Raw genomic sequence first — 13605 nt, forward strand, 5'->3', positions numbered from 1 at the left:
TGGTTCCTTGCCCGGCGTTGTCTATTTAGGTTCGCTTACTTGGCGCCGTTCATTTGGCTTCGTAACGGACGCCGGTGATCGGGGCGACGAGCCGGTTGTAGGTCTCGCCGCATCGCTCGCCGCAGCGCTTGACCCAGGCCGGCAGCACCGCGGTGCTCAGGCTGGCGCGCAGGGTCGCCATATCGGCCTCGGTCGGCCGGGTCACTGTCATCGGCTTGTTCTCGACGACATGGCCGATCTTGCAGCCTTCCTTACGGCCGGAATTGCAGGCGATGCCGTCCTCGGTCGCCTCCAGCCCCAGCGCCCATTGCTGGTCCTCGACCTGCTTGAAGGTCGCCTGCATGAATTCGCGCACGGCCGGATCGAGCTTGTTCCACCAGGCGAGGTTGGCGACATAGGCCGAATTGCCCCAGGAGACGGGCAGCGCATACATGTGCTTGGTCACCTCATACCAGCGCGCGCCATTGCCGGTCGCAGTACCCGTGATCGCGCAGTCGACGACGCCGCGCTCCAGTGCGCCATAGACTTCGGGAAAGCCGATCGCCGTTGGCTGTGCGCCGATCGACTGGACGAAATCATTGGAGGAGCCGCCGGCGGTGCGGATGCGCCGGCCCTTGAGGTCGGCCAGGCTGGTCACCGGCTCGCGGCAATAGAACACCTGCGCCGGATAGGGGAAGGTCGCGATGATGCGCACCCCGAAGCGTTCCAGCTCCTTGTTGACCTCGGGCAGCACCGCGTCGATCACCTTGCGCGACTGGGCATGCGAGGGGTTCATGCCGGCAAGGTCGGACATCTCCAGCATCGGTACGTCGCCCGCCACCGTCGGCAGCGCCGGCGCGCCGATGTCGATCTGGCCCGAACGAATGACGCGCAGCAGTTCGGGACCTGTCAGTGCCCGCTCGGGCCAGCTCGCCAGCGTGACCTTGATGCGCCCGCCGCTCTTCTCCGGGATGCCCTCGCGCAGCATCGGGATGTCGACCTTGGTATATTGCGGGATGGTCGGCGAGAGCTGCGTCACCATGGTGATATTGACGGTCGGCCCGGGGGGCAATGTCTGCGCGATCGCCGGGCCGGCCAGCATCAGGACCGTCGTCGCAAACGCTGTCGCTGCAAGGCGATAACTGCGTGTCATTGGGTTCGTCCTCCCGGGCGCTGCCATGGATTGGCGGTGCATCCGTCCATCATGGATGCAATCGCGATGCCTGCAAGGGCGCGCCGCGAGCATGCCGGCCTTTTTGGCCTGATATGTCTGTCATGCCGCGGATGCGATTGCGGGCGCCAGCAACAGAGCCCCAGGACGCGGCGATCCGCGCATTGCCGCGTTCCAGAGCGCTGAGTGCGCGTGCCGGGGCAAGCCATGTGCACAAGCGCCAGCCGTCATGTAAACGACGCCCTGTCGTCGGCACCGCTTCCGAATCATTCGCAGTCAGGGAGAGTTGCGGCCGTCATGGCGAGCTGGAGCAAAACAGGGTGACCGGAAAACCGTTCGACATTACGAGCGACGCGCTGCTGAGCCATATGATGGCGCAGGTGACGGGGCTCGGGGATTTCAGCCTCGCCGACGTGACGACCGAGGGCTGCGGCCCGCAGCCGGCGATCAAGGCGCCGATCGCGGTATGAGCCTCACGATCCGCCCCGCCAGGCCCGATGAGGCCGGCCTCGTGCTCGATTTCATCAAGGCGCTCGCCGATTATGAGCGGCTGGCCGACCATGTCGTCGCGACCGAAGCGGAGATCGCGCAGGCGATCTTCGGCGAGAATCCGCGCGTCTTCTGCGACATCGCCGAATGGGATGGTGAGCCGGCCGGGTTTTCGGTCTGGTTCTACACCTACTCGACCTTCAGCGGCCGGCACGGCATCTGGCTGGAAGACCTGTTCGTGCATCCGCATCTGCGCGGGCGCGGCATCGGCAAGGCGTTGATCGCGGCGCTGGCGAAGCGCTGCGTCGTGGAAGGGCTGCCGCGCCTGGCCTGGTGGGTGCTGAACTGGAACGAGCCGTCGCGCGTGTTCTACCGCTCGATCGGTGCGAAGGCCCAGGACGAGTGGACCGTGAAGCGGCTCGACGGCGAGGCGCTGCTGCGGCTGGCGGGGGAGGGCTGAGATGGCGGGCCTTCCCATCGTCCTGGTTGCTGCGATCGCCGATAATGGCGTCATCGGCGACGACAACCGCCTGATCTGGCGGCTCAAGACCGATCTGCGCCGGTTCAGGAGCCTGACGCTCGGGCGTCCCGTCGTGATGGGGCGCAAGACCTTCCTGTCGATTGGCAAGCCGCTGCCGGGCCGGGAGACGATCGTGCTGACGCGCGATCCGGGTTTTCGCCCGGAAGGGGTCCATGTAGCGCATTCGCTGGAGGAGGCACTGGCGACCGGGCAACGCATCGGCGTCGGCATGGGAGCCGATTCCGTGACGGTGGCGGGCGGTGCGGACGTCTACCGGCAGGCGCTGCCGCTGTCCGATCGGCTGGAACTGACGCTGGTCCATGCGACGCCCGATGGCGATGCCGTTTTCCCTGAATGGGATCGGTCGGCCTTCGTCGCGGACGGGCGCGAAAGCCACCCGCGCAGCCTGGATGACGAGCATCCCTTCACCTTCGCGACGTTTCGCCGCCGGGCCTGAACGGCTTTCCTTTGACGATGAATGCCTTGCGTCGTTGACGAATCCATGGCCCATGCCCAAGTCAGCGCAGCGTTCCCCAGCAGGGGGGCGCTGACAAACGACCGCTGTTCGCCTATTTGCACGGCAGGTCGGTAGAAAAGGGAACGGCGCGAGTATGCCTTGGAGCAACCAGAGCGGCGGTGGCAATAACGGGGGCGGACCCTGGGGCCAGCGCGGGGGAAGCGGCGGCGGCGGTGGCGGCGGCCCCTGGGGCGGTGGCTCCGGCGGCGGCAGTGGCGGCCCACCCGATCTGGAGGACATCCTGCGTCGCAGCCAGGACCGGCTGAAATCGATGCTGCCGGGCGGCAATCTCGGCGGCCGCGGGCTGGTTATCGGTCTCGTCGTGCTGATCCTGGTGTGGCTGATGACCGGCGTCTATATCGTCCGGCCCAACGAGGTTGGTCTGAATCTTGTCTTCGGCAAATTTGTCGGCAAGACTGGCGAGGGGTTGCAGATCAACTGGCCCTATCCGATCGGCAGCGTGATCAAGCCGCAGGTGACCAACGTCATCACCACCGAGGTCGGTTTCCGGACCGTCGAATCCGTGCGTACCACGCGCCAGTCCGACGTGATCGAGGAAAGCCTGATGCTCACCGGCGACGAGAACATCGTCGACATCGACGTGATCGTGCAGTGGCAGATCGATCCGGCCGCGCCCGAGAACTACGTCTTCAACATCCAGGACCCGCCGGGCACCGTGAAGGCCGTCGCCGAGAGCGCGATGCGCGAGATCATCGGCCGGCGCAACATCCAGCCCGTGCTGACGACCGACCGCGCCGCGATCGAGACCGAGGTGCGCCAGCTGATGCAGGAGACGCTCAACGGCTACAATGCCGGCGTGCAGATCCGCCTCGTGCAGCTGCAGAAGGTCGATCCGCCGCAGCAGGTCATCGACGCCTTCCGCGACGTCCAGGCGGCGCGCGCCGACCAGGAGCGCCTGCGCAACGAGGCGCAGACCTATGCCAACCGCGTCATCCCGGAATCGCGTGGTCGCGCGGCGCAACTCGTCCAGGCCGCCGAGGCCTTCAAGCAGCAGACGGTGGCCGAAGCCCTGGGTCAGGTGAGCCGTTTCAACTCGGTCTATGAGCAGTACAAGCGGGCGCCGAACGTCACGCGCGAACGTCTCTTCCTCGAGACGATGGAGCGTGTCATGGGCGGCACCGACAAGATCATCATCGACGGTTCTGCCAACGGACAGGGCGTCGTGCCCTATCTGCCGCTCGACCAGTTGCAGCAGAGGCGCCCGGCTCCGGGCGCCCCCCAGACGGGAGCTGTCCGATGAACGGCGGCATCATCCGCATCGGCCTGCTCGTCGTTCTCGGCATCGCGGCCATCGTCTTCTACGCCATGACCTTCGTGGTGCAGCAGACCCAATCGGCTCTCGTGCTGCGCTTCGGCGCGGTGCGCAGCGTCGTCACCGCGCCCGGTCTCTATTTCAAGTTGCCGGCGCCGTTCGAACAGGTCACCCTGCTCGACAACCGCATCCTCGATCTCGACCTGCCGGCGCAGGAAATCATCGCCTCCGACCAGAAGCGTCTCGTCGTCGATGCCTTCACGCGTTACCGCATCTCCGATCCGCTGCGCTTCTACCAGGCGGTCAACAACATCCCGCGCGCGAATTCGCAGCTCGCCTCGATCGTGAACGGCAACGTTCGCTCGGTCCTGGCTGATGCGAGCTTCACCTCGATGGTCCGCAACGACCGCTCGCGGCTGATGAACCGCATCCGTGACGAGGTGAACCGCGAGGCGGCCCGCTTCGGCATGACGGTCGTCGATGTTCGCCTGCGGCGCGTCGATCTGCCGGCTGCCAACTCGCAGGCGGTGTTCCAGCGCATGCAGACTGAACGTCAGCGCGAGGCGGCCGAAGCGCGCGCGCTCGGCGGGCAGCAGGCGCAGGAGGTCAGGGCCGACGCCGACAGGCAGGCCACCGTGATCGTTGCCGAGGCGCAGCGGAATTCGGACGTGGTGCGCGGCGAGGGCGAAGGTGAGCGCAACCGCGTCTTCGCCGAAGCTTTCGGCCAGGACGAGGAGTTCTTCACCTTCTACCGGTCGATGCAGGCCTATGAGGCCAGCATCAAGCCCGGCGATACCCGGATGGTGCTGTCTCCCGATTCGCAGTTCTTCCGGTTCTTCAACGGACCCAATGCGCCCCGGCGCGACACGGTCCAACCAGTGCCGGCGGCACCGCCCGCGCCGGCGCGGCCCTGATTCTCCACGCATAGGCGTCGCGCATGTTCGATTTCATCGCGGCGCTGGGCCTCGTTTTCGCCATCGAGGGCATCCTGTTCGCGGCGGTTCCCAACCTCGCAAAGGATGCCCTTCGCAGCGCCGCCGAGACGCCACCGGAACGCATGAGGCTGATCGGCCTCGGCTCGGCGGTGCTCGGTGTCCTGCTGGTCTGGCTGGCACGAGGCTGACAGCAGCGGCCCAGGCAGGCGGCGCATGATCGTGTTCGATAGCAGGATCGTGTGTCGACCTTCCGCCGCAATTTGCGGTTCAATTGAGGTCAGCGTTTTGCGCCGAACGGCTCGGTGCGAATTTTCTTCACGAGGACACTGATGGCAACGAAACCCGTCTCGGCTTCCGGATTCCTGACCTCCCGCGCACGGCAGGTCGCTCTCGTGGCCAGCGTCGGAGTTCTGTCGCTGCTGGCGTCCCCCATCCTCGCCCCGGCACAGACGGCGGCCTCGCCGGTGCTGCAGGGGCAGGTCTCGCTCGCCGATCTCGCCGAGCGGGTGATGCCGGCCGTGGTCAACATCGCGGCGGTGACCACGAGCGACACACGCGGCCGCACGCTGCCGCAGGTTCCGCAGCTCGGACCCGACACACCCTTCGGCGACCTGTTCGAGGAATTCTTCAACCGTCGCGGCCAAGGTCAGCAGGGCCGTCCGGGCCAACCCGGCCAGGGCCAGCAGGGCGAGAACCAGGCGCCTCAGCAGCGCCGCTCGCAGTCGGCCGGCTCCGGCTTCGTGATCGATGCGTCGGGCATCGTGGTCACCAACAACCACGTCATCGGCGACGCCAACGAGATCACCGTGATCTTCAACAGCGGCCTGCGCCTCAAGGCCGAGGTGATCGGCAAGGACGCCAAGGTCGATCTCGCCGTCCTGCGGGTGAAGCACGACAAGCCGCTGCCAGCGGTGAAGTTCGGCGATTCCGACAAGATGCGGATCGGCGACCCGGTGATGGCGATCGGCAACCCGTTCGGCCTAGGCGGTTCGGTCTCGTCGGGTATCGTCTCGGCGCGCAACCGCGACATCCAGCAGGGCCCCTACGACACCTATCTCCAGACCGATGCGGCCATCAACAAGGGCAATTCGGGCGGACCGCTGTTCAACATGAACGGCGAGGTGATCGGCATCAACACCGCGATCCTGTCGCCGACGGGCGGCTCGGTCGGCATCGGCTTTGCCGTGCCGTCCTCGCTCGCGAGCAACATCGTCGAGCAACTGCGCGAATTCGGCGAAACTCGCCGCGGCTGGCTCGGCGTCCGCATCCAGAGCGTCGATGACGCGACCGCCGAGGCGCTCGGGCTCGGGACGGCGCGCGGCGCGCTCGTCGCCGGCATCGACGACAAGGGCCCGGCCAAACCGGCTGGCCTCGAGATCGGCGACGTCGTCACCAAGTTTGACGGCAAGGAGGTCAGGGATTCCCGCGACCTGCCGCGCATCGTCGCAGCGACGCCGGTCGGCAAGGACGTGCCGATCACGGTCATGCGCAAGGGCAAGGAAGAGGTGAAGACGGTCAAGCTCGGCCGTCTCGAGGATGGCGAAAAGGTGCAGCCAGCCTCGGCGCGTACCCCGGCGGAACCGCCCAAGGCCGCCGTTACGACCGCGCTCGGCCTCGAATTCTCGCCGCAGACCGAGGAACTCCGGAAGCGCTATTCGATCAAGGACGGCCTCAAGGGCGTCGTCATCACCAAGGTCGATCCCAACTCCAACGCTTCCGACAAGCGTGTCCTGGTTGGCGAACTGGTGGTCGAGATCGGTCAGGAGCCGGTCAACTCGCCCGAGGACGTGACCAAGCGCCTCGACGCGCTGAAGAAGGAGGGCAAGAAGTCGGCCCTGCTTCTGGTCTCGAACGCCCAGGGCGAGGTCCGCTTCGTCGCGGTGTCGATGAACTGAGCGAAGACCCTGTTGTCTACCAAGGGCGGCCCGTCGTGGCCGCCCTTTTTCATGCGTCGATCGGAGACCCGCGATGAAACTGAGCGACATTCCCTTCGTCACCACGGACTGGTCCACGGTGCCGGCCGAGCGGCACGCGGGCGACGTCGGCGAGGCGATCTGGCGCACGCAGCATTTCGGGCCGGCGGAAAACCGCATCCGGGTGCGGATGGTCGAATATTCGCCCGGCTATGTCGCCGATCACTGGTGCTCCAAGGGGCACATCATCCTGTGCCTTGAAGGCGCGATGGAGACGACGCTGGAGGATGGCCGCGTGATGCCGCTGACGGCCGGCATGACCTATCAGGTTGCCGACGGCGCCGAGGCCCACCGCTCCAGCACCGCGACGGGCGCGAAGCTGTTCATCGTGGATTAGAGCTTGATGATTTTGCGTGGAAACACGGTGTCATCCCGGACAAGCCGCGAAGCGGCGCAGCTCCGGGATCCATTATAGGGCTCCGTCGGTGTCCTGTGATGGATCCCGGGACGACCTGCGGTCGCCCGGGATGACGGCCGTGTTTCGGAGTGAAATCATCAGGCTCTAGTTCCGGGTGATCTCGGCGCCCGTATAGCCCTGCGCATAGAGCAGCGCGGTGAGATCGGCATGGTCGAGCCGCGCATCCGCCATAGCTGCGACCGCCGGCTTGGCGCGGAAGGCGACGCCGAGCCCGGCCTCGCCCAGCATGGCGAGATCGTTGGCGCCGTCGCCGATCGCCAGCGTCGCATCGGGCGCCAGGGCGAAACGCGCGCGCAGCTCCAGCAGCGCGTCGAGCTTGGCCTGCTTCCCCAGGATCGGGTCGGTGACCTTGCCGTTCAGGATGCCGCCATCGGCGATCAGGACGTTGGAGCGGTGCTCGTCGAAGCCGATCGTCGCGCTGATCGGCCCGGTGAAGACCGTGAAGCCGCCCGAGACCAGCGCGGTATAGCCGCCATGGCTACGCATGGTCATGACCAGTTCGCGCCCGCCCGGCGTCAGCGTGATGCGCTCCGCGATGATCTCGCCGACGACGGAGAGCGGAACACCCTTCAGCAGGGCGACGCGCTCGCGCAGCGCCGGCTCGAAGGCGATCTCGCCGCGCATGGCGCGCTCGGTGATGCCTGAGACCAGATCCTTCAGCCCGACATAAGCCGCGAGTTCATCGATGCACTCCTGGCCGATCATGGTCGAATCCATGTCGGCGAGGAGCAGCGCCTTGCGCCGGGTCGCGGCCGGCTGGACGATGATGTCGACCGCGGCATCGCCAAGCAGGGGGCGAAGATCGGCTTCGAGCTTGCGCGCATCGCCGGCTTCCGCGAAGAGGTCGGCGGCGATCTCGCCATCAAGGCGCTGCGTGCTGATGGCGCCGGGCAGGGCGCTTTCGAGATGCCTCAACAAGGCATCATCGAGCAGGGCCTGTCCATGAGCGGAAACCAGTGTCGCGACGAGCATGGGAGGACCGGGTCAGGTGACGATGGAGGCGGGCAGGATCAGGGCGGTGCTCATCGCAGGTCCGACCGCGAGCGGCAAGTCCGCACTGGCGGTCGAGATCGCGCGGCGCTGCGGCGGCACCGTCGTCAACGCCGATTCCATGCAGGTCTATGCCGATCTCAGGATCATCACGGCGCGACCAACGGAGGCCGAGGAGGCGAGCGTTCCGCACCGCCTCTACGGCCATGTCGACGGGGCGATCAACTATTCGGCGATGCGCTACGCGGCCGATGTCGCGGGCGTGCTGGCGGAGCTTGGCCGGGCCGGTTCGCTGCCGGTCCTGGTCGGTGGCACGGGGCTGTATTTCAAGGCGCTGACCGAGGGGTTTTCGGCGATTCCGCCTGTGCCGGAGGCGGTGCGGACCGCCTTCCGTGCTCGCGTCGCGGAGCAGGAAACGGGACTGCTCCATGCCGAACTCGGCCGTCTCGACCCGGCCATGGCGGAGCGGCTGAAGCCCGGCGACCGGATGCGGATCATGCGGGCGCTCGAAGTCTTCGAGGCGACCGGGCGCTCGATCGCGAGCTTTCAGGGCGAGCGCCATCCCGGGCCGCTGGATGGCTTGCCGCTGTTGAAGCTCTTCGTCAGTCCGGAGCGCGAGGAGGTGCGTGCGCGCATCGATCGGCGTTTCGAGACGATGATGACGCAGGGCGCGCTGAATGAGGTCGTGGCGCTGCGTGAACGCCGGCTCGATCCGCTGCTGCCGGTGATGCGCGCCCATGGCGTGCCGGGCTTGATCGCCCATCTCGACGGGACGATCGGGCTCAATGAGGCGATCGCACGCGGCCAGGCCGATACGCGCGCCTATGCCAAGCGGCAGGTCACCTGGTTCCGTCACCAGATGGCGGGGTGGCAGGCGGTGGCGCCCGATGCCGCGCTCGACACGGCGCTGCGTGCGCTCGATCCCGGAACCTGACCTCAGGCTGCGGCCGAGATGCGGCCTTCCGCGACGCGAATGCAGCCGCGGCCGTCGTTCTTGGCGCGGTACAGCGCGCGGTCGGCGCGCTCTATGAAGGCGGGAAGCGATTCTCCGCTCAGGTGGGTGGCGATGCCGAAGCTGGCCGAGACCTGGAGCGACAGCGTCTCCGACACCGGCAGGCGGCGCGCCGACAGCATCTCCTGAATGCGCTCGGCGGTGCGTTGGGCGATGGCGAGATCGGCGCGCGGCAGGAAGATGGCAAACTCCTCGCCACCGAAGCGGCCAACGAGATCGCGGTCCGTCCGGACCAGTCCCAGCAGCAGGTCGGCAAAGGCCCGGATGACGGCGTCGCCGGCCGGATGGCCATGGCTGTCATTGACGGATTTGAAATGGTCGAGATCGACCACGATCAGGGACATCTCGGCCTGGCTCTCCTGGCAGGCCGCAATCGCGGTATTGGCCTTCTCCGTGAAGGAGCGGCGGTTGAGCAGCGCCGTCAGCGGGTCGGTCTCAGCCAGACGGCGCAATTCCTGCTCGCGCTCCTCGCGCTGGCCGATCTCTTGCGAGAGGGCGCGGCGGGTGGCGCGTTCGCGGCCGATCTCCAGCGCGAGCGTTGCGGCGCGGCTCTGCAGGGTCTGGTTGGCGGCGGTCAGGTCGGAGACGTCGGTGATCGTCAGGACCAACCCATCGCCGAGCGGCGCGACCGCGATCTGCAGCCAGACCGTCCGGGTGCCGGAGGCAAAGGAGGTCTCGATCATATCGGCGCGGCGCAGTTCGATGGCATAGAGGCAGCGACGCCAGACCATCGCATCGGCCAGGAAGGGCAGACTTTCCTGTGGGTCACCGTCGAGAAGGTCCTCGCCCTCCCGGCCCGCGATGGCCGCGGCACGGCGGTTGGCAGTGATGATCACCGTGCGCTCGATATTGCCCGCGTCGTCGCGGATCGCCCGCAACGCGACGATGCCCGAGGGCGAGGTGTCGAGAACGGTGGTCAGCAACTCCTCGCGGAACTGCAGCGGCTGGCTGAAGACGATCAGGAAGCGGCTGCCGTCCCGGGCCGTCGCCGGCATGATCAGCCTTTCCCAGAGACAGACGCGGACCGTCTTCAGCGAGCGATGGACCGTATAGCGCGGCACACCGTCGGCGAGAGCCCGGTCGCAGCAGGCGATGGTGAAGCGCGCGAGCTGCGGCGTCATCGTCGAGACGCTCTCGCCGAGGCGATCGCCGCCGACATAACGGATGATCTCGCGCCCGTAATGGACATAGGCATAGTCACCGTCGCCCGTGGGCGCGAGCACCATCAGGTCTGAGCCGAAGACCGGCATCACCTCGTCGCGGAAGGCCTCGTAGGGAACGCCGGTCTGTCCTTCGGCGCTCGATGTGAAGCGGCGCAAGAGCTCGGCCACTTCAGGCGCATGGGCCCGGGCGGCGATGTTCTCCGTATGAATTTCCTGATACATGGCCGTCCCGTAGCGAGTGGCGCGAGACTAATGACGCCTCGTTGAAAAAGTGTTCCGTTACGGTAGCGGATTCGCCATAGCGCTGCATTCGGGCGCATCGCGATCGTTGCGGTTGTGACGGTTAGCGCTTGACCGGGCGGCGCGTGTCGATTAGCGTCCCGCAATATCTGCAAAGGGTCGAAGCGCGATGCGCAAGCTTATTATCGTACGGGTGCGCTGGTAGGGGCCGGTTCTTGATTGAACCGCGTCGTCCCGACGCCAGCGCATGTCCAGGCCCCTCGAGGGCCTTTTTTATTGCCCAAATCTCCCACAGACCAAAAACAAGCCGCAGGAGGACGTAATGAGCGAGATGATGACCGGTGCCGAGATGGTCGTCCGCGCGCTGCAGGACCAGGGCGTCGAACATCTGTTCGGCTATCCGGGCGGTGCCGTGCTGCCGATCTATGACGCTCTGTTCCAGCAGGACAAGGTCAAGCACGTCCTCGTCCGGCACGAGCAGGGCGCTGTCCATGCGGCCGAGGGCTATGCCCGCTCGACGGCCGGCAAGGTCGGCTGCGTGCTCGTCACCTCCGGCCCGGGCGCGACCAACGCCGTCACGGGGCTGACCGACGCGCTGCTGGATTCGATCCCGCTCGTCGTCATCACCGGCCAGGTCCCGACGCATCTGATCGGCTCGGACGCCTTCCAGGAATGCGACACGGTCGGCATCACGCGCTCCTGCACCAAGCACAACTACCTGGTGAAGAGCATCGCCGACCTGCCGCGCGTCCTGCACGAGGCCTTCTTCGTCGCCGCCAATGGTCGACCCGGCCCGGTCGTCATCGACATCCCCAAGGACATCCAGTTCGCCACCGGCGTCTACAGCCGGCCGCGCGACAACCAGCACAAGACCTACCGCCCGACGGTCAAGGGCGATCTGAACAAGATCAAGGCTGCGGTCGAACTGATCGCGAATGCCAAGAAGCCGGTGTTCTACACCGGCGGCGGCGTCATCAATGCCGGCCCGCACGCCTCGGCACTGCTGCGCGAACTGGCGCGGCTGACCGGCTTCCCGGTGACCTCGACGCTGATGGGGCTCGGCGCCTTTCCGGCCGCCGACAAGCAGTGGCTCGGCATGCTCGGCATGCACGGCACCTACGAGGCCAATCTCGCGATGCATGACTGCGACGTCATGATCAATATCGGCGCACGCTTCGACGACCGCATCACGGGGAGGCTCGACGGCTTCTCGCCGCGCTCGAAGAAGATCCATATCGACATCGATCCGTCCTCGATCAACAAGACGGTCAAGGTCGATATCGGCATCATCGGCGACTGCGCCCATGTGCTCGAGGACATGGTCCGGATCTGGCGCGAAACCTCGCCGCAGATCGACAAGACCGCGCTGACCGCCTGGTGGACGCAGATCGACGGCTGGCGGGCCCGAAAGAGCCTCGCCTACAAGCAGTCGGGCTCGATCATCAAGCCGCAATACGCGATCGAGCGGCTCTACGAGCTGACCAAGAACCGCGACACCTACATCACCACCGAGGTCGGCCAGCACCAGATGTGGGCGGCGCAGTATTTCCGCTTCGAGGAGCCCAATCGCTGGATGACCTCCGGTGGCCTGGGCACCATGGGCTATGGCCTGCCCGCCGCCATCGGCGTGCAGATGAAGCATCCCAAGGCGCTCGTCGTCGACATCGCCGGCGAGGCCTCGATCCTGATGAACATGCAGGAGATGTCGACGGCGGTGCAGTACCGTCTGCCGGTCAAGATCTTCATCCTGAACAACGAGTATATGGGCATGGTCAGGCAGTGGCAGGAACTGCTGCATGGCGGGCGCTATTCGGAGAGCTATTCGCAGTCGCTGCCCGACTTCGTGAAGCTGGCCGAGGCCTATGGCGGCCACGGCATCCGCTGCTCGGATCCTGACTCGCTGGATGATGCGATCATGGAGATGATCGAGACGCCCAAGCCGGTGATCTTCGACTGCCTCGTCGCCAAGCAGGAAAACTGCTTCCCGATGATCCCGTCGGGCAAGGCCCATAACGAAATGATCCTGCCCGATTTCGAAGGCGACACCGGCGAGATCATCGACGCCAAGGGCAAGCAACTGGTTTGACAAGGCGCCGTCATGCTCGGGCTTGACCCGAGCATCTCAGGCCGGGTGGGCTACCTCATCCTGCGCGAGATTCTCGGGCCAAGCCCGAGAATGACGAGGTTGCGCGGCAGGGGAGGGACATCATGACGACCATCGGCCTGATCGGCGGGATGAGCTGGGAATCGACGGCAGTGTATTACCGCCTGCTGAACGAGGGCGTGCGAGCGCGCCAGGGCGGGCTGCATTCGGCTGATGTCCTGCTGCACTCGCTCGACTTTTCGCTGATCGCTGAGATGCAGGCGAAGGGCGACTGGGAGGCCGCGGGCGATGTCCTGGCCGACAGTGCCAGGCGCCTCGAGCGCGCGGGTGCGGGTTGCATCGTGCTGTGCACCAACACGATGCACAAGCTCGCGGACAGGATCACCTCGGCCACCAAGGTGCCGTTCCTGCACCTCGCCGATGTCACCGCCAAGGCGATCAAGCGCAGTGCCTCGCGGCGCCCGCTGCTGCTGGCGACGCGCTTCACCATGGAGCAGCGCTTCTACCGCGACCGCCTCTCGGCCTTTGGCATCGAGGCGATGGTCCCGGGCGACGCCGAGCGCGATGACGTCCATCGCATCATCTATGAGGAGCTCTGCCGCGGCCGGATCGAGCTTGCCTCGAAAGCGCGCTATCTGGCGATCATCGCCGATGCCGCCGCGCGGGGCGCCGACGGCGTCATCCTAGGCTGCACCGAGATCGGCCTGCTGATCTCGCAGGCCGACACCACGCTGCCGGCCTTCGATACGACGGCCCTGCATGTCGAGGCAGCGCTCGACTTTGCCGCACCGGCCGAAAGCCGTGCGGCATGACCCGGATGG

At 66.3% G+C, this 13605-nt stretch carries 14 protein-coding genes; 11 read left to right on the forward strand and 3 right to left on the reverse strand.

Annotated features, from left to right (window positions below; all coding sequences use genetic code 11):
• Nucleotides 1–49: 49 nt before the first annotated feature.
• Nucleotides 50–1132: a TRAP transporter substrate-binding protein gene (locus AC1DYU_RS00395; protein ID WP_476789935.1), complete on the reverse strand. Its 1083-nt coding sequence runs from the start codon at nt 1130–1132 to the stop codon at nt 50–52.
• A gap of 338 nt (nt 1133–1470) precedes the next feature.
• Between AC1DYU_RS00395 and AC1DYU_RS00400 the strand changes: the two genes are divergently transcribed.
• The 8 genes from AC1DYU_RS00400 (at nt 1471) to AC1DYU_RS00435 (ending at nt 7194) form a co-directional block, all read left to right on the forward strand.
• The gene (locus AC1DYU_RS00400) at nt 1471–1620 is read left to right on the forward strand and encodes a hypothetical protein (RefSeq protein WP_476789936.1); all 150 of its coding nucleotides are present in this window, start codon (nt 1471–1473) and stop codon (nt 1618–1620) included.
• Nucleotides 1617–2099: an N-acetyltransferase family protein gene (locus tag AC1DYU_RS00405; RefSeq protein ID WP_476789937.1), complete on the forward strand. Its 483-nt coding sequence runs from the start codon at nt 1617–1619 to the stop codon at nt 2097–2099. Before AC1DYU_RS00400 ends, AC1DYU_RS00405 begins: the two co-directional genes overlap by 4 nt.
• A gap of 1 nt (nt 2100) precedes the next feature.
• The gene (locus AC1DYU_RS00410) at nt 2101–2616 is read left to right on the forward strand and encodes a dihydrofolate reductase (protein WP_476789938.1); all 516 of its coding nucleotides are present in this window, start codon (nt 2101–2103) and stop codon (nt 2614–2616) included.
• 154 nt (nt 2617–2770) lie between these two features.
• A complete protein-coding gene (gene hflK, locus AC1DYU_RS00415; RefSeq protein WP_476789939.1) occupies nt 2771–3937 on the forward strand; it encodes an FtsH protease activity modulator HflK in 1167 nt (388 codons plus the stop codon).
• Entirely contained in the window at nt 3934–4863 is a 930-nt protein-coding gene (gene hflC, locus AC1DYU_RS00420) for a protease modulator HflC (RefSeq protein WP_476789940.1), read from the forward strand. Before hflK ends, hflC begins: the two co-directional genes overlap by 4 nt.
• 23 nt (nt 4864–4886) lie before the next feature.
• Entirely contained in the window at nt 4887–5072 is a 186-nt protein-coding gene (locus AC1DYU_RS00425; protein WP_158486580.1) for a DUF2065 domain-containing protein, read from the forward strand.
• 141 nt (nt 5073–5213) lie between these two features.
• A complete protein-coding gene (locus tag AC1DYU_RS00430; protein ID WP_158486579.1) occupies nt 5214–6779 on the forward strand; it encodes a Do family serine endopeptidase in 1566 nt (521 codons plus the stop codon).
• A gap of 73 nt (nt 6780–6852) precedes the next feature.
• Nucleotides 6853–7194 carry a DHCW motif cupin fold protein gene (locus AC1DYU_RS00435; RefSeq protein ID WP_476789941.1) on the forward strand — a complete coding sequence of 114 codons (342 nt, stop codon included), beginning with the start codon at nt 6853–6855 and terminating at the stop codon, nt 7192–7194.
• Nucleotides 7195–7359: 165 nt separating this feature from the next.
• On the opposite strand, the gene serB is transcribed toward AC1DYU_RS00435, so the two are convergent.
• Nucleotides 7360–8247, reverse strand: a complete 888-nt coding sequence (gene serB / locus AC1DYU_RS00440) for a phosphoserine phosphatase SerB (protein WP_476789942.1) — start codon at nt 8245–8247, stop codon at nt 7360–7362.
• 22 nt (nt 8248–8269) lie between these two features.
• On the opposite strand from serB, the gene miaA reads away from it, so the two are divergent.
• The gene (miaA, locus tag AC1DYU_RS00445) at nt 8270–9199 is read left to right on the forward strand and encodes a tRNA (adenosine(37)-N6)-dimethylallyltransferase MiaA (RefSeq protein ID WP_476790691.1); all 930 of its coding nucleotides are present in this window, start codon (nt 8270–8272) and stop codon (nt 9197–9199) included.
• Between the two features lie 2 nt (nt 9200–9201).
• Here the strand turns inward: miaA and AC1DYU_RS00450 are convergent, their stop codons facing one another.
• Nucleotides 9202–10662, reverse strand: a complete 1461-nt coding sequence (locus tag AC1DYU_RS00450; protein WP_476789943.1) for a GGDEF domain-containing protein — start codon at nt 10660–10662, stop codon at nt 9202–9204.
• A 340-nt stretch (nt 10663–11002) separates the two neighbouring features.
• Here AC1DYU_RS00450 and AC1DYU_RS00455 point away from each other — a divergent pair, with 340 nt between their 5' ends.
• Nucleotides 11003–12766, forward strand: a complete 1764-nt coding sequence (locus AC1DYU_RS00455; RefSeq protein WP_158486574.1) for an acetolactate synthase 3 large subunit — start codon at nt 11003–11005, stop codon at nt 12764–12766.
• 122 nt (nt 12767–12888) lie between these two features.
• Nucleotides 12889–13596, forward strand: a complete 708-nt coding sequence (locus tag AC1DYU_RS00460; protein ID WP_476789944.1) for an aspartate/glutamate racemase family protein — start codon at nt 12889–12891, stop codon at nt 13594–13596.
• The last annotated feature ends 9 nt before the right edge of the window (nt 13597–13605 follow it).

Source organism: Allobosea sp. P2_B12, assembly GCF_056404835.1.